This window comes from Methylobacterium sp. NPDC097929, from assembly GCF_049543375.1.
GTDB lineage: Bacteria > Pseudomonadota > Alphaproteobacteria > Rhizobiales > Beijerinckiaceae > Methylobacterium.
This window is the reverse complement of sequence record NZ_JBMVEP010000017.1, coordinates 59,141-82,385: the sequence shown is the minus strand read 5'-3', so window position 1 is coordinate 82,385 and position 23,245 is coordinate 59,141. Positions and strand designations below refer to the sequence as shown.

10 protein-coding genes are annotated in these 23,245 nt (G+C 62.3%); 4 read left to right on the top strand and 6 right to left on the bottom strand.

Annotation, left to right across the window (positions count from 1 at the left end; genetic code table 11):
- Positions 1-25: 25 nt before the first annotated feature.
- Positions 26-598 (bottom strand): PilZ domain-containing protein, encoded by a 573-nt coding sequence (locus tag ACPCJR_RS24180; protein ID WP_391515513.1) that lies wholly within the window; start codon positions 596-598, stop codon positions 26-28.
- Between the two features lie 727 nt (positions 599-1,325).
- Here ACPCJR_RS24180 and ACPCJR_RS24175 point away from each other — a divergent pair.
- Complete coding sequence (locus ACPCJR_RS24175; protein ID WP_391515511.1) at positions 1,326-2,324, top strand: GlxA family transcriptional regulator; 999 nt, start codon at positions 1,326-1,328, stop codon at positions 2,322-2,324.
- Positions 2,325-2,774: 450 nt separating this feature from the next.
- Positions 2,775-4,925, top strand: coding sequence for a hybrid sensor histidine kinase/response regulator (locus tag ACPCJR_RS24170; protein WP_391515509.1), 2,151 nt, complete (start codon positions 2,775-2,777; stop codon positions 4,923-4,925).
- A gap of 483 nt (positions 4,926-5,408) precedes the next feature.
- Here the strand turns inward: ACPCJR_RS24170 and ACPCJR_RS24165 are convergent, their stop codons facing one another.
- A complete protein-coding gene (locus tag ACPCJR_RS24165) occupies positions 5,409-6,437 on the bottom strand; it encodes an IS110 family transposase (RefSeq protein WP_391515507.1) in 1,029 nt (342 codons plus the stop codon).
- Positions 6,438-6,970: 533 nt separating this feature from the next.
- Between ACPCJR_RS24165 and ACPCJR_RS24160 the strand changes: the two genes are divergently transcribed.
- Positions 6,971-8,242 (top strand): metallophosphoesterase family protein, encoded by a 1,272-nt coding sequence (locus ACPCJR_RS24160; RefSeq protein WP_391515505.1) that lies wholly within the window; start codon positions 6,971-6,973, stop codon positions 8,240-8,242.
- Positions 8,242-11,727, top strand: coding sequence for an AAA family ATPase (locus ACPCJR_RS24155; RefSeq protein WP_391515503.1), 3,486 nt, complete (start codon positions 8,242-8,244; stop codon positions 11,725-11,727). The genes ACPCJR_RS24160 and ACPCJR_RS24155 overlap by 1 nt, the downstream gene beginning before the upstream one ends.
- A 693-nt stretch (positions 11,728-12,420) precedes the next feature.
- On the opposite strand, the gene ACPCJR_RS24150 is transcribed toward ACPCJR_RS24155, so the two are convergent.
- From ACPCJR_RS24150 to ACPCJR_RS24135, 4 genes are read right to left on the bottom strand one after another with little or no spacing between them, the layout of a single operon-like run.
- A complete protein-coding gene (locus ACPCJR_RS24150) occupies positions 12,421-13,797 on the bottom strand; it encodes a hypothetical protein (protein ID WP_391515502.1) in 1,377 nt (458 codons plus the stop codon).
- A complete protein-coding gene (locus ACPCJR_RS24145; RefSeq protein ID WP_391515500.1) occupies positions 13,794-20,084 on the bottom strand; it encodes an AAA domain-containing protein in 6,291 nt (2,096 codons plus the stop codon). The genes ACPCJR_RS24150 and ACPCJR_RS24145 overlap by 4 nt, the downstream gene beginning before the upstream one ends.
- Complete coding sequence (locus ACPCJR_RS24140) at positions 20,081-20,722, bottom strand: 4Fe-4S single cluster domain-containing protein (protein WP_391515498.1); 642 nt, start codon at positions 20,720-20,722, stop codon at positions 20,081-20,083. The genes ACPCJR_RS24145 and ACPCJR_RS24140 overlap by 4 nt, the downstream gene beginning before the upstream one ends.
- The gene (locus ACPCJR_RS24135) at positions 20,722-22,599 is read right to left on the bottom strand and encodes an AAA family ATPase (RefSeq protein WP_391515496.1); all 1,878 of its coding nucleotides are present in this window, start codon (positions 22,597-22,599) and stop codon (positions 20,722-20,724) included. Before ACPCJR_RS24135 ends, ACPCJR_RS24140 begins: the two co-directional genes overlap by 1 nt.
- Positions 22,600-23,245 lie beyond the last annotated feature (646 nt).

Here is a 23,245-nt window from a genome sequence, read left to right as displayed (position 1 = left end):
TTGTATAACCAGGCGTTTTCTTTATTCAGAGTCTGATGTCCGGAAGAAATTTCTCTGGCGAGAAAGGTATTTCGAATTGGGCTGCGAAGCCACCGTCGAAGCGACGCACGACAGTTGCTTTGGTCCTGCCAATACGGATGCTATCCCCCAGGACGACGCGATCAGCGGCTTTAAAACGGATAGCGACACCCGAAAGAGACAGGTCGACGATCGTACCAGGGTAGCTTCGATCCGAAGACAAATGAACGAAAGTGTTGATTTCTGTTGGCACAACGCGAGCTGAATCACGCACTTCGATTTTCGCGAAATATTCGCCAATAATCCATTGAATTCTTGCCTTGATTAAATCTCGACGATTGGCATTAATTTGTAGCATGGCAATAAAGCCGCCAGAAGTAAGTTTATTGATGCAACCAATGACAATTCCAATATTATCAAAATATAGAATTACCCAATCTCCGATATCACCAGAAGCGCCAGTAGTGCCAGTGAGTATCTCGGCGCTATTGATTGTGATACAACGAACCCTGCAAGCATATTCTTGTGCATTTGTTAGCATGTAGCGACCGCTAATAGTTGGCGTATTTTTGATTGCCATTCGCGACCACTCTGTAACTGAGCCCGAGCGCCGCGGCTTAACGAAAGTAGGCATCGCGATCACTGACTAATCCTTTCGCAAAATAGGTTACGGACAGAGCTGGGGATAAGTTCTATGGCTTTGACCGCTAGACGCCGCTGACCCTAGTGGGGAACTATGACTTCCAGGTGCGACGATGCCGGGCTTACGCCACCGCTTCAACTCTTAGAAAGTGACGATTCAGGACAAACAGGAGTCACTTCCGACGTCTCTGGGTGCGTCTGTCATATGCCAAGCTTTGGAGTGCAGCAGGGGCCATGTCGACTTCGTCCTGAGGTCCCGGGCTCCCTTCTCCCCTGATGTAACCCAAAAGAAAGCGGAGAGTTCTACTTCAATACGCTTTCTTCAACAGCACCGTACTATAGGCTGGGTAAATCGGTGCTGACCAATATTTAATAACTAGCAGTATGTCAATAAAGTATGTCCATACAGTCGAAAATTAGAATTTGCAATATACATCTTATACTACGATCTAAGAACAGTTTTGCAAGTTAATATCGATCAATTATTTGATAACAGTAATTTGTGGCCTTGAAATATTATACACATGAATAATTGCAAATCTGTTTATTTGATAATACATCCTAGAAATTGACATTTTTATTTTCTGGAATTATTGGGATACACAACGTAGTGTGAGATCTTGATCGTTGAGCGGAATTTATACCGGTTGTAATGGGATTGATCCGTGCTCATCAGAATTTTTGCGCCTCGCAACGTCCATTTGCTTGAAATCGCCGGCATCCAAGACGCGATTTTCGAAGCAAATGCTAAAATACGCTCTGGCCAATTGTATCTTACGCAATTGGTGACCGAAGATGGATCGCCCACGGAGAGTGCATCTGGCGTCAAGTTCATTCCCGATACCAGTATATGCGAAACAACGCAGCTCGCCGATACGTTAATTGTCGTCGGACCTTATGGTTTGCCGGATCGTCCAAGCGAAGGGGTTACGCGTTGGCTGAAGCAGCAAGCCATGCTTGCGCGGAGATTCGGATCGACGTGTACAGGAGCGTTTCTGCTTGCACACTCTGGATTGCTATCAGGGCACCGTGTTACAACACATTGGCAGTATGCCAAAGAGCTTGCTGACGAATATCCAGATATTAAGGTCGAGCCGGATCATATATTTGTTCGTGATGGACATGTTTTCAGTTCTGCGGGCGTATCTGCTGCTATAGACCTTACCTTCTCGTTGATCGAGGAAGACCACGGACGCGATTTAGCACTTTGGGTGGCGCGTCGCCTTGTTGTCTTTTTGAAAAGACCGGGTGGGCAGTCTCAGTTTAGCCCAATGTTGAACGCGCAATCAGCAACAACAGGTCCAATTGATAAGATTCGAAGCTATATCGTCGAAAATCCAAGTGCAAATCTGGATCTTGGCGAACTTGCTAAGTTGGCAGGTGTGAGCCCGCGTCATCTTTCTCGGCAGTTTCAGGTCGAGACGAATATGAGCCCGGCTGCGTATGTTGAGGCAATACGCCTTGATATTGCGCGCCGTTTACTGGAAGACAGCTCTTCGCCAATCAAGAGAATCGCCTATGCGGCAGGATTTGGGTCGACCGCAACCCTTCGGCGAGCTTTATTGCGCAGGGTCGGCTTAATGCCCGCAGATTATCGCCTGCGCTTCCAAACCACGAAAGCTCGGCCACTTAGAGCTGACGAAGGCGATTCTATTTTGTCTTAAATTGTCGCTTGACCGAAATTGAAGCGGCAGCGTCTACGTGGCATCTTTGCTACCAGAGGTCTGCTTGCGACGGCGACTCCCGGTATGACATCTGCCACACCGAGATTATGGCCGTTGTTTCGGCGAATGCGTGGATGTGTTCAGTCCGAGCGGTCGGCACGTAAGGGGCAGCCGGAAAATTTGATCTTCGTGTTGGTTGTCGATTTGCCGCTGAGATACCTTCAGCCCGGGTGCTTCCTGGAGTACCCGACCGGAAGGGCAATCAGATGCCCCGCGAATGCTCACTAGAGGATCAATATCCCTGCTTTCATTTGCGTCGCTTGAATAACGAGCCCGAACCCCTTTCGCCGGGCTAGGCCGCACAGATCGGACTTCCTTAGCGACGAAACATCATCGCCTTTTACCCGGATACCGTTCCCTAACCAGGTAGCAAATCGTAGAGATCCGGCAATGCGCTTACATACGGTTACAGATCCTTTGGCCTTCCTCGACGGAGGCTGCGAAGCTTCACGCATGATCCGTGAACGGGACTGGTCTGGGCACCCTCTCGGGCATCCCTCAGGATGGCCGACCGAACTGCGCACCGCCCTGTCCCTTGTGTTGAACTCACCCGAGAGCATGATCCTGGCCTGGGGGCCGGAGCTGCACTTCTTCTTCAATGACACCTATTTCCCATTGCTCGGTCCGCGCCTGTGTTGGGCGATGGGCGAGCGCTTCGACCGCGTCTGGGCGGACGGGTGGGAGCAGGCCCAACCCATCATCCAGGATGCCCTCGACGGCCGGCCTGAGCGCTTCGTCGACCTGCCCTGGAAGCTCGACACCGACCGCGGCCAGCAGGATACTTGGTGGTCGTTCTCGTATTCGCGCGTGCTCGACGGCACAGGTGCGGTTGCGGGCCTGTTTATCTTCACCAACGAGACCACCGGCCGCGTACTCGGGGATGCCGCGCTCCGGGAGAGCGAGGCGCTCGCACGGGCGAACGTCGAGCGCGTCCAACTCGCTCTGGCGGCCGGAGCCATCATCGGCACCTGGGTCTGGGACCTACCTTCCGACCGCTTCACGGTGGACGAGGCGTTCGCGATCAATTTCGGCCTCGATCCCGCCCTCGGACGCAGTGGCATCAGCTTGGCCCAAGTCGTCGAGACCGTGCATCCCGACGACCAGGCCGGATTGGCCAAGGCCATCGAGGAGGCAATCACGCGGGGCGGCCGCTACGCGCACCAGTACCGGGTCCGTCGGGCGGATGGCCTGTACTACTGGCTGGAAGCCAACGGCCTCGTCGAGCACGGCCCGGACGGTATCCCGTTGCGCTTCCCCGGGGTTCTCATCGACGTGCAGGAGCGGCGCGCGGTCGAGGAGCAGCGGGATCGCGCCCTCATCGAACTGCGCGAGCTCAACGAGCAGCTGGAACAGCGTGTCGAGGAACGGACGGCGGCCCTGCAGGCGGCCGAGACCCAGCTACGCCAATCGCAGAAAATGGAAGCGGTTGGGCAGCTCACGGGTGGGCTGGCGCACGATTTCAACAACCTGCTCGCCGGTATCTCTGGGGCCCTGGAGATGATCGGCACCCGCCTCGCACAGGGTCGAATCAGTGACGTCGAGAAGTACATGGCAGTCGCCCAGGGCGCCTCGCGCCGCGCCGCCGCGCTGACCCACCGGCTCCTAGCCTTCTCGCGTCGGCAGACCCTCGACCCCAAGCCAACGGACGTGAACCGTCTTGTCGAGGGCATGGAGGACCTGATCCGCAGGACGGTCGGGCCGTCCATCCATCTAGAGGTCATCGGGGCACCGATTCTGTGGCCCGCGCTGGTCGACCCGCCGCAGCTTGAGAACGCGCTGCTCAACCTCTGCATCAACGCCCGAGATGCGATGCCCGATGGCGGACGCATCACTATCGAGACGTCCAATCGTTGGCTCGACCACGACGATGCTCGCGCACGCGACTTGGAACCTGGACAGTACCTCTCGCTCTGCGTCACCGACATCGGATGTGGCATGGGCGCCGACACCGTCGCCAAGGCCTTCGACCCCTTCTTCACGACGAAGCCCGTAGGCGAGGGCACCGGCCTCGGCCTCAGCATGATCTACGGCTTCGCCATCCAGTCCGGCGGGCAGGCCCGGATCTATTCCGAACTCGGCATCGGTACGACGGTGCGCCTGTATCTTCCACGGTACCTCGGAGAGGTCGACGCAGACGTTCCCGTCGCCGGCGGCTCTCTGCCGCGCTCCGAGCAAGGAGAGACCGTGCTCGTGGTCGATGACGAACCCAGCGTTCGCATGCTGGTCACCGACGTGCTCGGAGATCTCGGCTACGTTGCCATCGAGGCAGCCGACAGCGTCGCCGGCCTCAAGGTGCTGGAGTCGAACACCCGCATCGACCTGCTCGTGACCGACGTGGGATTGCCCGGGGGCATGAACGGGCGCCAGATGGCGGACGCCGCACGGGTTCGGCGCCCGGACCTCAAGGTGCTGTTCGTGACCGGCTACGCCGAGAATGCCGTCCTCGGGAACGGGCGTTTGGGCCAGGGCATGGGGATCCTGACAAAGCCATTTTCAATCGAGGCGATGGCCGAGCGCGTACGGTCCATGATCGAGGCCTGACCTCCGGATAAATCTGCTCAGGTTCCCGCGCCTGACTCAGACCTTATTTCTCCAGAACTCGCCGGTGGCGGCGAAGCGGTCGGTCAGACCTCACAGCCCCTAACGACGCTTGGCAAGGTCTCGGTTGGTCAGCGCGGTGCGGAAGGCAACGGATCACTGCGCGAAAGAAACTTTGATCTTACGCTTCGCCTGTCACCATGCAGCGAACCTAACCCACTGCAGCGTCCTGTGTGGATGGCTCCCGCATTGCAAGGGGCGAATTGAGGTTCTGACGCGCTGGTCGGGTGCAGTCTTGTGTCCGGCCTATTGATGCAGTCGTTCATGTGACCGCTGGCCCTGATGGTATCCGCGAGCTGGGTCCCACTCTGCTTTGCGGGCTATGACGCCCTGGACGTTCGGCGGGGTGTCCCGGTTCCCGGTCTGACCGGTTCGCCATCAACTCTCATCGTCCTCGCAACCTGGAAAAATCTCCTTGCCGTGCTGTCAGGCGGCCGTGGCCGCTGGTGCGCGGTAGGTGCCGCCGCGGGTCATGATCGCCCAGGCGACCCGCGCCGTGCGATTGGCCGCCGCAACAGTCACCACGCGCACCGGCTTGCGCTGCAGCAGCGCCGGCAGCCGCGGGTCGACCGAAGTCGGCGTCGCCTTCGCGCGCCGGACCAGAGAGGTCATGCCGACCACGAGCAGGCGGCGCAGGTAGCGATCGCCCATGCGTGAGATACGGCCCAGGCGCTCCTTGCCGCCGCTGCAGTTCTGCAGCGGTGTCAGCCCCAACGAGGCGGCGAACTGTCGACCGTTGCGGAAGCGCTCGGGCTCGCTCACCGAAGCGGCCAGCGCGGTCGCCGAGACGATGCCGACACCCGGAATCGTCGCCAGGCGCTGCGACAGGTCGCTGTCCCGATGCCAGGCCAACAACGCCTTCTCCAGCCGGGTGAGCTGGATCTGCACGGCGCCAATCTGATCGGCCAGCCCGGTCACCACCCGCTGGGCCAGGGGTGGCACCTCGGCCGCGTCTCCGGCCGAGAGCCGGGCCGCCAGTTCGAGCGCATGGCGCAGGCCCCGCGCCATCTCGATCCCGAACTCGGCGAGCAGGCCGCGGATCATGTTCACCAACTGCGTGCGTTGCTTGACCAGCAGGTCGCGCGTCCGGTGCAGCGCCAGCGCCGCCTGCTGCTCGGTCGACTTCACCGGCACGAACCGCATGCTGGGGCGCGTCACCGCCTCGCAGATGGCGGCGGCATCGTTCGCATCGGTCTTACCGCGCTTGACGTATGGCTTCACGTAAGCCGGCGGCATCAGCCGCACGTCATGGCCGAGCCTGATGAGTTCCCGGGCCCAGTGGTGGGACGTTCCGCACGCCTCCATGCCGACCAGACAGGGCGGCAGCTTGGCGAAGAACGGCACGACCTGCGCCCGCCTCAGCGCCTTGCGAACGACGACCTGCCCAGCTGCATCGACGGCGTGAACCTGGAAGATGCTCTTGGCCAGATCGATGCAGACGGTGGTGATCTCCATGGGGATGGCTCCTACATCTGCGTAGCTGCTGCTTCGACAGCAACCACATCTTGGCACCGAGATGCCGTCAGTCGGAGCGGGAGCCATCCACCCCATCTGCTTTTGCCAGAGCTTCAGCTCAAGTTCTATGACTTGGTTGGGTCGCTTTCGGAGTGACCGTTTGGGGTGGATTTTTGCCAGTCTGCTTTTAGGAATCAGAATCAACAAACCGGACGTTCCCATGATTCTTAACAGACAACCGCATTGCGCCATTTGCAGAACTTGGTCCGATTCCCGAAAGCTGACATTTGATCACGCCGCCCTCTTTGCCTTGAGCGCTGATCAGACGCGGCAGCAGACGGACGTAACACCGCGGGGCACACAGAGCGGCGTCTAGAAGATGATGTGCTTATACGGGTCGGGGTTCGCAACGCGCTCGTTATCCGACTTGCCTGTTCGCAAAACCCGTCCGACTCTTGAACTCAGTTGAGGGCTAGCTAAGGTTGCAGAATCGGCAGGGTCGGTGAGCGACGTGGCCGCTCGTAGGCTCTGAGATGCCCTTTCGTTTCGTACATACCGCTGACATTCACCTGGACTCGCCGCTGCGGTCGCTCGCTATGCGGGATGCAGACCTCGCAGCGCTGATCGCGGATGCCACGCGGCAGGCGCTCGTCGGCATCGTCGACCTTTGCCTGGAGGAACAAGTCGACGCGCTGTTCATCGCGGGCGACCTCTATGACGGCGATCAGACGTCAATGAAGACCGCGCGATTTCTCGCGGACCAGATGAAGCGCCTTCACGAAGCCGGGATCGTCGTCTACAAGGTCCGAGGCAACCACGACGCGCTGTCGAAGATCACGCAGGAACTAGTCCTGCCGCCGTCACTGAAGCTCTTCGGTGGCCGTGGTGAGACCGTCGAACTCCGTTTGGACGGCCTCGACGTCGCTATACACGGGCTGAGCTTTTCGAAGCCGCATGCCCCCGAGAGCCTGCTACCGAAATATGGCCGGCCCCGACCGGGCGCCGTGAACGTCGGCATCATGCATACGAGCCTCGCTGGCGCCCCGGGTCACGATCCGTATGCGCCTTGCGCCGCGGCGGACCTTCACGGGTGGGGTTTTGCCTACTGGGCGCTCGGCCACATCCACATACGTTCCGAGCACCACGACGCCAGCGCGGTTGTGATGCCTGGAATGCCGCAAGGGCGAGACATCGGCGAGGCTGGGCCCAAAAGCGTCAGCCTTGTCACCGTCGCGAACGACCACAGCATTCTGATCGAGGAACGGCCGACTAGCATCGCGCAGTTCGAGCGTGTCCCCGTCGATCTCACGGACACCGAGACCTGGCCTGAGATCGTCGACAGTATCGAGCGCGAGATCATCGCCGTTCGCGATGCAACGTCCGCTCCTCACCTCGTCGGTCGGCTGGTTCTCCGCGGGCAAACGGATCTGTCCTGGCGCATGAGGCGGGATCGCGACCTGCTGCGGACGGACATCGAGCACCGTCTCGGAAGCTCGGGCCGGACCTGGATCGACAAGATTGAGATCGCGACCGCGGCCTGCCGTGGAATGGCCACGGCGAGCGGGACACCGGACCCGGTCGACGAGTTGGGCACCCTGATCCGGGACGAGATCCGGTCCCGGCACGACGTGCGCGAGAGCGTGGCCGCGCTAATTAAGGAGATTAGGGACGACCTCCCGCCAGACGCGAGACGGTTCTGCGGCGACGATGAGGCTGGGTTCGACGACTTCGTCGACCGCCTGCTCGGAGAGAGTGGCGAGGAGATCGTCGCTCGATTGGCCCAGGGCGGGGCCGAGTTCCGCTGATGCGTTTGCGCCGCCTCGACCTGACCAGGTATGGGAAGTTCACGGATTTCACTCTCGACTTTGGCGAGCGCGCGGTAGACGGCCCCGACCTCCATATTGTTTACGGCCTCAACGAGGCGGGCAAGTCGACTGCCTTCTCGGGCTTTCTCGATCTTCTGTTCGGGATCGAGGAGCGGTCGACCTACGGCTTCCTGCACCAGTATGCCGCGATGGAGATCGGCGCCGCCCTGGAGTTCGGAGGCAAGCTCCACGAGGTTCGCAGGGTGAAGCAACGGACGGGCTCGCTTCGGGACGCTTCCGGCCAGACCGTCGGTGACGGCCTCCTCGTCGGAGCACTGGGCGGGCTGACCCGAGACGCCTACCGCATGATGTTCTCCCTCGACGATCAGACGCTGGAGAGCGGTGGCAACGCGATCCTCGACAGCAAGGGTGAGTTGGGCGAACTTCTGTTTTCGGCAGGCGCCGGACTCGCTGGTTTGAGCAAGGCGCTGACGGCGGTCTCGGTCGAGGCGGACGGGATCTTTCGTAAGCGTGCCTCGTCGACGGCCATCGCAGGCCTGAAGAAACGCTTGACGGAACTCAAGACCGCTCGGGACCAGATCGATATCCAGGCCAATGCTTACAGCGTTCTAGTCGCCGATTTCGACCGCGCCGAGCGGGCTTACGCCGAGGCGATGGCGGAGCACGTCGAACTCAAGGCACGGTCGAAGGAGTTGGGCGGGCTCGTGCGCGCTGCACCCCTCCTTGCCGAGCACCGAAGGCTCGCGGAGCAGCTGAGCGATTTGGGTGCTCTCCCCCATCCACCTGGACATTGGGCCTCGGAGTTGCCGGCTCTGATCGATGGTGACGCCACACTCAAGACGCGGCTGTCCGGCCTGGATGGCCAGATTCGGCGGCTGCGGGACGAGCGCGACGCGATCGTGGTCGACGAGGCGCTGGTGCGGCTGACAGACCGCATCTCGGCGCTCACGACCGGCTCGGCCCGCAACGTTGGCGCCGAGGCCGACCTCCCGAGGCGCCGCACAGCGCTCGCGGAAAGTCGATCCCGCTTGGTCCAGTTCGCGCGCTCGATCACGGGCGAGGATTGCGACGTTGATCCGGACGGCCTGGTTGTCGATGCCGGGACGCTCGGAAAGCTACGTGAACTGATCGAAAGGTGGTCGGGGGTCGAGACGCGACTCGCCTCGACGGCGACCGAGCTCGAAGCGGCGACCCAGGCGGAGAAGCACGCCAAGGAGGACCGCGAGATCCTGGAGCGCGACCAGCCGACGCTCGATGCGACCCGGAAGGCGGCGCTTCAGGCGGCCGTGGCCGAGGTCAAAGGGGCTGATCTATTGCCTCGGCGGCGATTGGCGGCAACCGCCGCCAGCGTGAAAGCCCGTGCCGTCGAGGAGGCGATGCGCCTCGTTCCTTGGCCGGGCAAGCAAGAGGATCTTGAAAAGGTACAGGTGCCCTTGGCCCGCGAAATCCAGGATTGGCGTGACACGCAGGCGGGACAGGATTTTCGAAGAAAGACCCATCGCCAGCATCGACGGGACCTGGAGACCGAGAGGGCGGAACTGCAGGCCAGGATCGAGGCGGCAGAAACAGGTGCCGGCGCGATCGGCGACGACGAGGCGGCCGCTCTTCGCAAGCGCCGCGACGCCGCGTGGACGGCTCACCGCGCCGGCCCTGACGCGCGTAGCGCCGCAGTGTTCGAGGGGGTGATGCGCGCCGTCGACACGATGGCCGATGCGCGCCTCGCGGCAGCTGACAGGCTGGCCGAGTTGCGCGGGCTCAAACGGGATGAGGGCGTCTGCGAGGCGAGGATGGTGCGCGAGGGCGAACTTCTCGCGGAGGTCGACGCAGAGATCGGCGATCTCTCCGCCCGCATTGAGGAGGTCTGCGCGAGCGCCATCTCGGAAGAGCCGTTTACGTCGCCAGGCGAGCGCATCGCCAGATTTGAGAATTGGATCGCGCGGCGTGACCGTGCGGTTTCTGCCGTCGGCGATCATCGATCCGCGCTCGCCAACCTTCAGGTCGTCGAGGGCGAGATCACTGATGCGACGGCCAGCCTCGACAAGGTGTTGCGATTGGTGGGCGCTGCGTCGGAAGGCCTGGAGCTCGCCATCCTGCTGCAGGCGGCGGATGACCTGCTCGCGAGGGAGGCGTCACAGACGCAGGCGCGAGCCGCGGCGGACAAGCTCGTCCGAGACTCCGGACGCTCGGTTGGTACGCGACGCAAGGCGGCCGAATCGGCCGTTCGGGAAGTGGAAGCCTGGCGCGACGAGTGGGCGAGCGCGCTGGCGGGAACGTGGTTCCAGGACCGGAGCGACGACCGGCACGCTGTACGGTCGATTGTCGACGCACTGACAGGTCTGCCTGCCCGTCTGACGGAGCGGGACGAGCTCATGCGTCGCGTTACGAGCATGGAGGCGGATCAGGACTCCTTCTTGTCCGACCTGGAGGCGCTTCTGCAGGACCTCGGCGAGGAAGCCGGAGACGAAGCGCCCGCCGTCGCGGCTGCTACCCTAATCGAGCGACATCGGGTGGCAGTCGACGCGAGAGCACAGCGCCAGAGAAGGGCGGACGACCTTGCGGAGATAGAGAAGGAGCAGGCCGCAGTAGGCGACGAGATAGCCATTCATGATGCCTTGAAGGCGGATCTCCTGACGTTCTTCAACGTGCAGGATCTCAAGGAGGTGTCCGCCTGCCTAATTCGATGCGGGATGCGTGATCAGCTAGAGGGCGAGACGAGCGGCCTCGCCACCAGGATTATGCAGGAGACCGGTTTAGCGTCCATCGAGGTTGCGCAAGAGCGGCTTGCCGCTCCGGACGCCGATGAGAAGGCTCGGGAGCACGAGGAATGCGCTCGACGGCTGGAGGATCTGGACGAGCGGCTGAAGTCGCTGTTCGCCGCCCGTTCGGGAGCGGCCGACAAGCTCGCCGCGATCGGCGGCGACGATGCCGTTGCCCGCATCGAAGCCGAGCGTCGAACTGTCATGCTGGAGATCGAAGACAAGGCGGTCCGGTTCCTACACCTGCGAACGGGCGCGATTCTTGCGGAGCAGGCCCTCCAGGTCTACCGGGAGAAGCATCGCGGCTCGATGATGGGTCGCGCGTCCGACGCGTTTCGCATCATCACGCGCGATGGCTATTCCGGGCTGGCGACCCGGCCGGAGAAGGACCGCGAGACGCTGATCGGGCTGTCCGGATCGGGGGGGTCGAAGCTCGCCACCGACATGTCCAAAGGTACGCGGTTCCAGCTCTACTTATCGCTCCGCCTCGCAGGGTATGAGGAGTTCACCGCGGCGCGCCAGCCTGTGCCCTTCGTGGCCGACGACATCATGGAGACCTTCGACGAACCTCGTTCCAAGGAGGTTCTCGCGCTCTTCGGCAAGTTGTCGGAGCAAGGGCAATTTATCTACCTGACCCACCATCGGCACCTTTGCGATCTGGCCAGGAAAGCCGTGCCGCAGGTCGTGATTCATGAACTGCCGAGCTAACTCGGATCTTCCTCATAGCGACTTCTGATCGACGGGCTTGAGCTTCAGAACGAGGGCAGTTCAGGATGCATGGTCATGGTCCGGCCCAACAAGGCGCCGCCATCGTGGCGTCAACTGGACGTCGCAACCGGGTGCTTTTAGGAACTGCTGATCGAACATCGCCGCCATCCCTAACGTGGAAAGGCGGGCGGCGGGCGAACTCGGTCCGCACAATGAGGCGGGCCTTCCAGCCGATTGCGTAGTAGAGCGGGGGGCGTTTGCCACGAGAAAAGTAGATTCTACAAATACCGCACGTAAAAACGCCTTCGAGCCTAAGTTGGCCGCCTTCCATCGCGGTTGTTGCTAGACGGACTTTCTGCAGACGCCTAGAATATGGACTTTAATTCTGGAACGGCAATGTTTTCCTGCTTTCGAACTCCCGAACTATGCCGATCTGCGCGTTTCGCGAGGGTGATCCTATAAGGTCGTGAAGCCGGTTGTTTACTTCCAAACTGCAGATATTCCCAAGGTGTTCAATCGATCAATACGAAAAACAAGCGGCAACGCAAAGACCGGCGCTAAATTTTAACAATAATATCCAAAAAGCTAGATATTTATCGTCAAAATTAAAATACAATAATGAATATCATTATAAATTATGGGGCCATATCATATACGAAAGCGCTGAAAATTTGAGAATTTACATCATTCATATCAGCGTTGGGGGAATGCGAGTGTTTGCGGTCTTGCGATTTTTACCTCGGCCGATGGAGATGCGCTTGGAAGACTGATCGTCTTGACGGCCTGCTCACCTGCGGGAAGGGCGCGTTCAATTTCGACATGGCCGCCATGATCCGCCATGACCGAACGAAGTTGGTCGAATTGCCCGCACCAGATTGTTTCTTGATCTTTATCGCGATTGGCATTTCGCGGACTGGACGGCCGGTCAGAACCGACTAACCGGGCTTGCATGCGCGATGCATCGGCAGGAGCCGCAAATTCTACACCGTAATCGTCAGTGCCAGGGCGCCGTACGACAATGCGACCCTCCCTCGCCCAAGCCACTTCCATTCCCTCTCGAACCTCGTAGCCCAGCGATGCCAGCCCCCCGAGCACAGCACGCCGTCGGGCTACAGCAGAGGCCTGCCGACGCCCTTCATCGAGCAGCGTCTCCCCTTCACTGATGTGCGTCCGCATCTCCGCGACATTTCTGTCGCTAATCGCAGCATCGAGTTGAATGCTGCATGCACGCCCCCCCTCGGAAGACAATGTTGCCAACTCTGCGCGGACTTGCATCGCTTTAACGGTGGCAGCTTCGATGGCGCGTTCGTCTCGCAGGCGCCGGGCAGCCTCAAGAACGAGCGAGTCTGTCAGGAGAGCACGTTGGTCCGCCGAAGGCTCGGCGGAAATCGAGATTGCTCGCGCAGTCAGATCGCTCATGTCGACAAGTATCGCACAGGTGCTCAGTTCCGAGAGTAACCCGTCGAGCCGTTCCACCTGAGGGTCAGGTTGCGCGTTCTCCTCGGGCCATTGAGCGAAAGCCGGGATAGGACCGCCGGCATCGAGCCGGGCTGCGAGGTCACACTGCCCGAAAGCTTGCGTCTTCGGCTGGCCTTGTACCAGTGTGGCGATGCTTGCCTCCACGGTACGCTGCATGACATTTAAGTCAGTGCCTGTGGCCGTCATTGCACCCTCGATCGCAGCGGTGAGAGCTACCGGCACCGGTTGCCCGGCCTTTGCCAACGAGGCCGCAATCGAACGGGCCGCATCGAGCGTTCGCCGCTGCCGCGAGCGTTGCGCCGCTTCGGCGGCGACCGCTTCGCTTCTCAGGCGCTCGCCTTCGAAGCGGAAGTGTTCGATCGCTTGGGCTGCGTCCTTCTGAAGATCGACCCATTGTTCCGAGCGAAGCAATGCTTCGAGCGCAGCTCGTCGCGTCGCCACCTGCGACTCAAGGGCGGAGCTTGCCAGTCCGAAGCGAGTTGCGTTGCGGAGCAGGTCGGCGGCGGCCTCGCTCACGAGCAAAAGCCAACGCTGGCAGGTTGCTTCCAATTCCTCTCGGGTCACGACCCTGACGACTTTGGGACCGCTCATTCCGCCGCCTCCCTCACAATGGCTGTCGCAAGAGCCTCCCGAAGCCTTGCCCGCTCAGCGTCCGGTCGGCTGTACCACGCGCTCGATGAGACGCGGTGGGTGCGCGGCACGGCGCGGCCGAGCACCTTGGGCCGCCAGACTTCGCGGGCTCTCGCCTTTTGGAGGAGACGGTGGCGCGGGGAGTCGCATTCGATTCCGAGGCCGAAATGCCCCGTCCGTGGATCGACGATCGCATAGTCCAAGCCGAAGACGTCGGTTTCATCCGCGGAGGGCACCGGGTCGTATCCGAGCTCTCGGATGTATTGCCCAACGGCCTGAGCCAATCCGTCGTGCTGGATAGCGCCGATCTTGATCTTGCCCTGGCCCGGCGCGAGGCGCGTCTGGAGCGCCCGCGCGGCGGCGACGTCTCCGGACGCCATCTTCGCCGCGTAATCGAGATAGGCTTGAAGAAAGTCGCGGGGCTTGTGCGGCACGCGCCCGGCTGCGTGCCAGTCCGAAATTTCGCTGAACGGCATCGAGGTCACGACGACGATCTTCTCCCGGGCGCGCGTGACCGCGACGTTCAGCCGTCGCTCGCCACCCGTCTGGCCGAGGACGCCGAAGAACCTGCGGAAGGCTCCCCGACGGTCACGGCCGAACGTGGTGCTGAAGACGATCCAATCGCGCTCGTCGCCTTGGACGTTCTCGACGTTCTTGACGAAGAAGCCCATGTCTTCGCCGCCCTGGGTCCGTTCGCGTTCGGCCTTCAGTGCGGCGAGGAAGGTTGGGTCCGCCCCGGCGCGCTCCTCGATCTTGTCGGTGACGAGGTCGGCCTGCTTCTTGTTGAAGGTCACAATGCCGATGCTCGGCCTCTCCGTCACGGGAGCCGACCAAATCTCTGCCAAGAGCTCAACCAAGCGGTCCGCCTCCTCTGGGTTCGTCTGGGCGTCATAGACGCCGTTGACCCGGAGTACCTCGATCGGCTTGCCGCGACGGATCTCCTCGTCGGGGTGGCGGGCCGGAACGCTGAGGCGATTGCCGTAAAAGGCACCGTTCGAGAAGCCGATGAGCTCGCGGTAGGTCGATCTGTAGTGAATCTGCAATGTGGTGACCGGCAGGCATCCTCGCGCAAGCTGCAGGAGGTCCGGGCACGCGGTGACGTCTTTCTTGTTCCAGGCATCTTCGAGCGCCGAGCGTTCGGCCTCGGTGGCCGCTTCATCGGGCTGCTCGTCGATCTCGTCGTCCTCGTCCTCGTCCTCTTCCGCTCTTCCGGTGAAGAAGGCGCTCGGCGGCATCTGCTTCTCGTCGCCGGCGACAACGACCCGTCGCCCGCGGAAGAGAGCGGGTACGGCCTGCTCGACGGGGATTTGTGACGCCTCGTCGAAAATCACGAGGTCGAAAATGCCGGGCTTCAGTGGAAGCAGGCGGCTCGCCACATCGGGCCCCATGAGCCAAACCGGCCGCAGGCGCATAAGTCCGAGGGCTTCACCCCTCTCGAAGGCGCCCCGAAGGCTCATCGGGCGCGGACCCCGTAGAGCCGTGACGACATTCCAATCCGCTTGGCGGCCGATCGAAGCCGGATCGATGCCATGAGCCAGTACCTTTCGGTTCAGATCCCGCATCTCGGTGTCGAGCCGCGCCAAGCCGGCGACTTTACGCGCCGTCTCTGCCATGTCGACCGACAGTTCCGGATGCTCCGTCTCGATGCGCGTTTTCCAACCGAGCAGAGCCTCGCGCCGAACGGTTGCTCGCACCACTTCGTCGAGTGCTCCGGCCGGGGCGCGATTCAACACATCCGCGTGCGGCCGCAGAGTATTAAACGTCGCGAGGCTTTCCGCGTCGAGCGACGCCGCCTGCGCCCGGAAGCGCTGGAACGCCGACAGTGTCGGCAGAGCCGCCATGATCGCTTGAACCGTTTGCGGCATGGGGCCGCCCCGGCAGATGGCATCAATACAGCGTGTTGTCAGTTCGTCACTGAACGACGCTGCCAACGGCTCTAGGGCCTTGAGGCTTGCCTCGCGGGCGGCGTGACGTCGGAAGGCGGACTGGTAGCCGATTGCCAGAGCATGAAGGGCCGAACTGGAAGCGGTCTCGACCACGTGCTCGACTTCTGCGCGTCGCGGGCAGGACAATGCTGCCTCGGAATCCTTCGCAGCTTCTCTCAGGAACGATGCGATGGCTGTCGTCTCGTCCCGTAGGGATTGCAACGGTGCCGGTGTCGAGGCTGGCGCCAGTCCGAGGGTCGAGCGCAGGCTGTCGAGGCGCTTGCGCAGCGGCCTGACTATGCCCTCCCGCGCCGTCGCCGCCGCGAGAGCCGAGAGGCCGGGCTCGTCGCCCGCCTGTCCAAGACCGATCAAGTAATCGCGGCAGGACTTCCTGATGCGTCGCCGACGCGGACTCAACCTGCCGAAGAACCCGACCGGAGCCGTCGCCTCTCGCGCCTCGGCAAATCGGACCTGCAATTCCTGGTCGGAGAGCGCGGCCACCGGCTCGAAGAGCTTGCCTTCTGCTTGGGCCGGCGCAGCGTTCTGCAAATCGGAAGCGAGGTCCGCGAGATCGCGGGCGATACGTGTGCCAGGCGTCTCGTTTCCTGCCTCGCTTTTGAAAAGCGGAAACCACGCACGAAGCCGCTCACGGTGTTCGTCGGTCATCGCCGCCAAATGCCGAGCCCCGGTCTCGAGCCAGGCTCGATGGGGAGCGGGATCCTCAATCTCGAAGGAGGGAGGCAGGTCGGCGAGCAGGGCTTCGCGAGCTTCCTCCGCCGCACCGAAGCTGGCGAGGGCCGCCTGGAATTCCGTGACTGTCGCGTGATCGACCGGGAACAGCTTCAACGCTGCTAGGGCGCTGCCCTCGAAAGCCGACGCGAGCCATAGGGATGCGCGGGGCCCACATTCCTCTTCGAGACGCGCTACGGCGTCGGCTCCGAGGTTCGCCAGCACGCGGCGCAGGTGAAAAGCATCGATCGCGAGACCGTCTTCTTCGATCGCGAGAAGCTCGCCCAGCATCTGGCGGTAGGTCAGGCCCGCCGCATTATCCACGACGTGGAGAGTCTCGTGTCCGCGGTCGAGGTCCCTTTCAAGGACCTCGATGCGTGCCGCCTTGGCATCCCGCTGCTTCCGCAGGGCGGCAAACGCTTCGACATCGGCAGCACCGAGAGCAGCAACCTGATCGCGCAGCGCGCGGAAGATGCCTTCGCGGTCGCGGTTGATATCGTTGACAATGAAAAGGCGCTCTCCGAGCCCCTCCGCGTCCATCCGCTTTTGAACCACCTTGAGCGCCGCCTGCTTCTGGCAGACGACCAGAGCGGTCTCACCGCGCCCGATGACGTCGGCCAGAATGTTGACGATCGTCTGGCTCTTGCCGGTTCCGGGCGGTCCCTCGACGAGGAGGCCGGGCGCCAGCCGCGATGCGAGAACCGCCGCGTCCTGCGACGGGTCGCCTTCCGCCGTACCGAAGCGGTCACGTTCCGGCACAGGCTCCGGTTGAGGAGCTGCGGGCGCGCCGGAGACCCTGAGAGCGGGATCCAGGGCCGTCCCCGCCACGGGCTGGGCGCGCAGCTGGCGGAGATCCTCGACGAGCGATTGACCGGCAAACTCGGCGTTGAACAGCACCGCCGACGGACACAACGCCATGGGCACCGCAGGAACCGCATCCTTGCCTGGCAAGCGGGTGAGGGCGTGTCCCTGTGGTTCAGCGAGATGGCCAAACCCATCCATTGCCTCGCCAAGCCGCAGAGCGGGCCGCTTCAAGAGGTCTTCGGCTGCCGAACGCCATTGCGCGAAGGCGTCCTTGCCGAGGAGCCCTTCGAGCGCTGGATTGAGCCGCACCTCCTCACGCCCACGGTCGAAGGCCAGACTTGCCGTTTGACCCGCACCGCTCGGCAGATCGATCGACACCGGCCATAGCAGAATGGGCGCGATGCGCGGCTTGGTGTTGGCCCGTCCAGGACGCATGTCGCGGGCGTGCAGTATCGGGAAGCCAAGATACCGTCCGTCGATGCCGGTATCGCGAACGAAGGTCTGAGCGTAATTGACGAGGTGACGAAGGCGGTATCCGATGTTCTGATCCGCTTCCAGAGCGTCGGGATCGATCGGCGTCGTGGCTTCGCCCCGAGCCAGGATCTGGTTGAGCAACGCCTCGGCCGGGCGCGAGCTCGATCCGAGTTCCATCAGGTCGAGCCTGGGCGTGGTCTTACCCAGCACGAAGCGGACGAGTGGACCCCGGCCCACGGTGGCGGAGAGCCGCTTCTCAAAGACGTCCATCAGTTTGGCGACGTATTGCTGCCGCGGGGGCTCCTTCCACTGGTCTTCGGACACTGCCAGCAGGGTCGCCGCCCGCGCCAGCGGCATCCTGCGTTCGACGCGATAAGCATCGGCCCATTCATCGATCGCGGGATTGCCGCAGCGGGCGAAATTGGCGATGCGCGCATCGACCGCCGTGAAGATCTCGCGCCGAGAGGCGGCAAGCGTTGCGCGCAGTGCGGCCTCATCCGTCGGTACGCCAGCTGAAGCAGCGGCCGCTCGCGTCGCGTCGACCAGCGCCTCCATCGGCACAAATTGATGGAGAGCCGCGCTGATGAGGATGATCACGTCCTCATCGCCCAGACGCGACCGCTCGACGAGCATGGCGAGGCCGGCATGGTCCGTGTCGGGAAACAGGATGCGTCTCGCCTCGCGCTCGGCGTCCAGATTGGCCCGCGAAGTTGCAAGCAGCGCGACGCGAGCCCGATCTTCGTCGAGTTCGACCTCGAGACGTTGGGCGCGCTCCCGGAGAGCGGCCGCACGGGCCTTGAGGCGGGAAAGCCATGCCTCGCGCCCGAGTTTTTCCAGGTGTCTCGGTGCATCGCCGGTCACAAGGGCATAGCCCTGCTCGGGATGCGCCATCAGCCAGGCGGGGGTGACGATCTCGCCCCGGACCGACAACGGCAGCGCGGGGTTCATGGCCATCATGGCGATCGCGTGCCGAAGATCCGTGTCGAGGCCGTCGGCCGTCGAAGCACTCCTGACCAGCGAGAGGATGCGCGCATCCTCCTTGCGCTCTGCCAGCCACGTCGCCGTGGTCCCGTTGGCCGTCAGCGTCGCTGCTTCGTCCCAATGGCCGGCTTCGGCCGCCGCGAGCGCGAACGTCGCCGGGTCGGTGAAACTCCGACCCGCAAGACGGATCGCGGGCCCCGCCCGCTCGTCGTTTCCTGACGCGTCCTGTGAGGGCGGTGAGGGCGCAGCCCCATTGAGCCAGGCGCTGACCTCCCGGCCTCCCCAGCGTCGGTTCGGGTCGCGGACGAGCAATCCACGAAGGAGCGTCCTGATCTCACCGTTGATTGTGTCGGGGAGGGAAATACCGCGCGTGACGACATGCAGTCGGAAAGCGAGGTCTTCGGTCCCGGCGAAGCACGCCCCACGCGTTGCCTGTTCCAGGACGATCATCCCGAGCGACCACCAATCCGACGCAGCGCTCACCGCGCCGACAATGGCCTCGGGGGCGGAGTAGCGGGACAATTCGAGCGGCGCGACCTGTTCCAGATCGAAATCCGACAGCCGTGCCGAGCCCCATCCCGTGACAACGAGGTCGAAGCTTTCGGAGTCGCGGATAAGCACGGTCGCCGGCCGCAAGTCGCGATGCCGTAATCCTGCTCCGCTGAAGGAGTGCAGGGCCCGACCAAGCTCATCGATGGCGGTGCGCAGCCTTTCCGGCTCCAACCATCCCGCGGCGTCGAGCGAGCCGTTGGGCATGGGCTCGACCGCCTCGAAGGTGCGCCCGGCGATGCGTCCTGTCGCGAGAAGCTCCGGGACGTGGTCGGTGGGCAGGCGCCGCAGGGCCTCGTGTACGGCGGGGTCGGGCTCGCTCCCCGCGTGGTAGTGGACGATCCGGGCCGGACGGACATCGGCTTCCCGCACGGCGTCGTAGACATCCCAAGGACCTGTTGCGGTCCCCGCCGCCGCTCGACGGATATCTCGAAAACCCTCGAAGGTGGGAGCGACACCTTCCTCTGCGGGTCGATCAGGCTCCAGAGCAGGTCCTGGATCGACAGGATGGCCCTCCGCGATCTCGCCGCCGCAGACCATGCACATCTGGTCCCCGGGCTCCACCGGATGACCGTTGACGCAGCAAGGCGTCGGCGCGACGGGTCGCGGTTCCGAGGGTGGGGGATCGACGGGCTGATGCTGCTGAGAACTGCCAGCGGGGCGCAATTCTTCATCGCCGATGTAGTAGTCGCAATTCCCGCAGGTCATTTCCGACGGAGGGCGCTCGCTGCCGCAAGATGGGCAGATGCGGACGATCGCCGGAAGATCGTTGGTCGTATCGGTCACCGCACGTCCTCTGTCGTCGCCGCCGAATGACCGGCGGCTTTCAGCGCCGCAGCAAGCTTCACCATATCGCCCGGTCGCGGAATGCCGACCAGAAACGCGTCGCCGGTGTCGTCGTCGAAGAGCACGTCGAGGGCGCGCGCTCCGACAGGCAACGGCGCCTCATAGGCCGAGAAGAGCTCCACGCCCCGCGCGGTGAGTGGCACGAGACGTTGGTTGTTGCTGCCACGAAGCGCGAGCGTTTGTGGGGCATCGCGCACGAACGGGTCCGCAATGATGGCATCGATCAGGCCACCGAGTTTGGATAGCTCGGGCTTCAAGTCCTCGAAGGCGCGCCCGGAATAGACGAGGACATTCCCGCCGCCGAGCCGGTGCCAGCCGCGCAGGAGCGTGGCGAGAGCTTCGAGCTGCTCGAACGGTTCGCCGCCCGATACCGTCAGACCATCGGCCAACGACACGGCTGGTGCGAGCGCATCCAGCACCTCAGCAACCGTCGTTAGGCCCTTGCCGACCGCCCAGGTATCCATCGACACACAGCCGGGGCACCGGATCGAGCATCCCTGAAACCAGACGCCGACTCGCTGACCGGGGCCGAGCGTCGTAATGGGAAAATGGATGCGGGAGAGCGCTAGGGCTGTCATCAACTCGGCAACCCAGATCGAGTGAGCTCGATCACCGTCCCGCCCTCGGGGTGCATATGAAGCGCGGTGACGCTGAAGGCGTCTCCAGGGGCGGCATCGCGATCGAACAGGGCTCGGGCAAGCGGGCTGATCAACCCGCTTTCGACCTTGTTGCGAATGCCACGACCGCCATTGGACAGATCGGAGAGACAAGCCTGCCTCAAGGCAGCGCGGGCATCGTCGGTGATGGTGACAGCGATGCCCTGATCCGAAGCGATTCCGCGAAGTACGTCATCGACTTGACCCTCGAAAATCAATTCGGCGATGTCGGGTCTGATGAAGTCGAAGACCAAAACGTTGTCACCGATCCTGTTCAGAATCTCGGGGCGATTCAGAACGAGCTTGAAATGCCGGTCGATCTCCGCGCGCACTTTCGACTGAACGTCGAAGAAGGCGTCTTCGGCTGTGACGTTTGCCACACGAGATCCGTCGGCCTCCAGGCGATAGATGCCGAGGTTCGACGTGAAGATGATGAACGCTTCTGAGAAATAGACCCTATCGCCGCGGCCGCTGGTAAGTACTCCGTCGTCCAGCACCTGCAAAAACTTGTCGAGGATGCGCGGATGCGCTTTCTCGATTTCATCGAAAAGCACAACCGAGAACGGTCTTTCGCGGATTGCGTTCGTGAGTTCGCCACCGACGTCGTAACCGACATAACCCGGTGGCGCCCCGATCAGGCGCTGGTCGGAGTGCTCCGAGGAGAACTCCGACATGTCGAAGCGGATATACGCCGTCTCATCGCCGAAAAGCAGGCTCGTGAGTGCCTTCGCGAGTTCAGTCTTGCCTACACCGGTCGGGCCAGCGAGGAAGGCCACGCCGCGAGGGCGGCTACCTCGCCGGGGCGCTCCTACTCCAGTGACCGCGCGCTTGACGATATCGAGCATGTGCGTGACGGCATGGTCCTGGCCTTTGACGCGCGCTTGAAGCGTCGACGTGCCGTTTCTAACCTTTGTGCGATCGATCCGCCGCCAGGGATCCTCGCTCACACCTACCTTGTAACGCCGGACCGCGTCGCCGATCGCGGCAAGACCAATGCCCTCGCTTCGGGCGAGTTGCGCGATGGCGGACATGTCGACCAACAGCATCCCGTCCGTGCCATCAACGAAGGCACCCACGGCGGCCTCCTTCTCATCCGCGCGCGTATCGGCATGGCCAGCAAGACTTCTCAGCAGGACCCGGGCAAGAACACCGCGCGCGAGATTGTCGGGTTTGCCGACTGGGATGTGCCTGATCCGGGGATTGTCGATCAAAAACCAATCCGGCAGGTCGCCTTCCTTGTCGACGAGCCAGATGATGGAGTTGAAGAACGGGCGCGGCGGCGTTCCAATCGGCCGGGAGCGCGCGATGTGGGAGGCGACGAGCGCCTGCATGAAGGCTTGATGCTCCGCCGCGCTCAGGGCGTCATTGCGAATGATCAGTCTCGACGCGAAGTCGATCAGCAGAGCGATCGGCTCACCAGATCTAGCCGCGGTCCGCGCGAGTGTCGTCGCGAGCAGCTCGATCCCGGCGGGTGCATGTCCCTGCGCATCCGGCTGCAGGCCCAGCGCAGCCATCGCGCTCAAGGCAGTTTGGGGATCCTCCCCGGGCGCCAGCAACGGGCGAAAACCGCTTACGGGGTCGAAGTAGAGCGCAAGGGCAAAGCCCGCCTCCCGCAATTCGCTCCGTAGCGCCGCCGCGAGCGACACAGGGACAGGGGCTCCCGGCGTCACATCCGACAGCTGATGATCTCGAACATTGCCGGATACAACGAACTGCGGCTTGAGCGGGAGAAAGCGTCGTAAGTCACGCAACCAGCGTGGCTTTTCTGTTGCTGGCACAGCCAAGGCCGGATTTGTCACTCGTTCCCGCTCTGCTGCTTTAACAAGCCTGACCTATGGTTGCGAGCATCTACGTGAAAGGATGCCTGTCAAGGACCGTAGAGCAACAGCTTCCGGCAACCTGGAATTGGCGCTACTCACGCGGTTATGTACCATTTGGCGTCATTGGGTTCGACAGGATGTGAAAAAGCTTCCAATGATGATCACACCCAAGGTCATGGCTAAGTCTTTGCAACGATAGAGTATTTCGAAGTGGAGGCGGGATCACGATCGGCGCCGATCGTGATCCTGCCTCCACTTCTTATTCCATTGAAATATCAGCGCCTTCGAGAGAGTTTTTCTGTGGTCAAACTTCAGTGCCTATCAACAGGGATGGCTCCTACATCTCCGTCGCTGCTGCTGTGACAGCAACCACATCTTGGCACCGAGATGCCGTGAGTTGGAGCGGGAGCCATCCACCCCATCTGCTTTTGGCAAGCGATCTAGCGAAACCGGACGTTCTCCCAAATCGCAACCGTTGGCGGCTGTGCGCCATAAGCGGAAGTTGGCCGCCTGCCCGGAAGCGGACGTTCCGCATCCGACCCAACGCAGTCGTTTACGCGCGGCCGGGCCGCTCCCGGAAGCGGACGTATGGTCCGCCGTTCTCAGACAGTGATGCGCTCGAAGC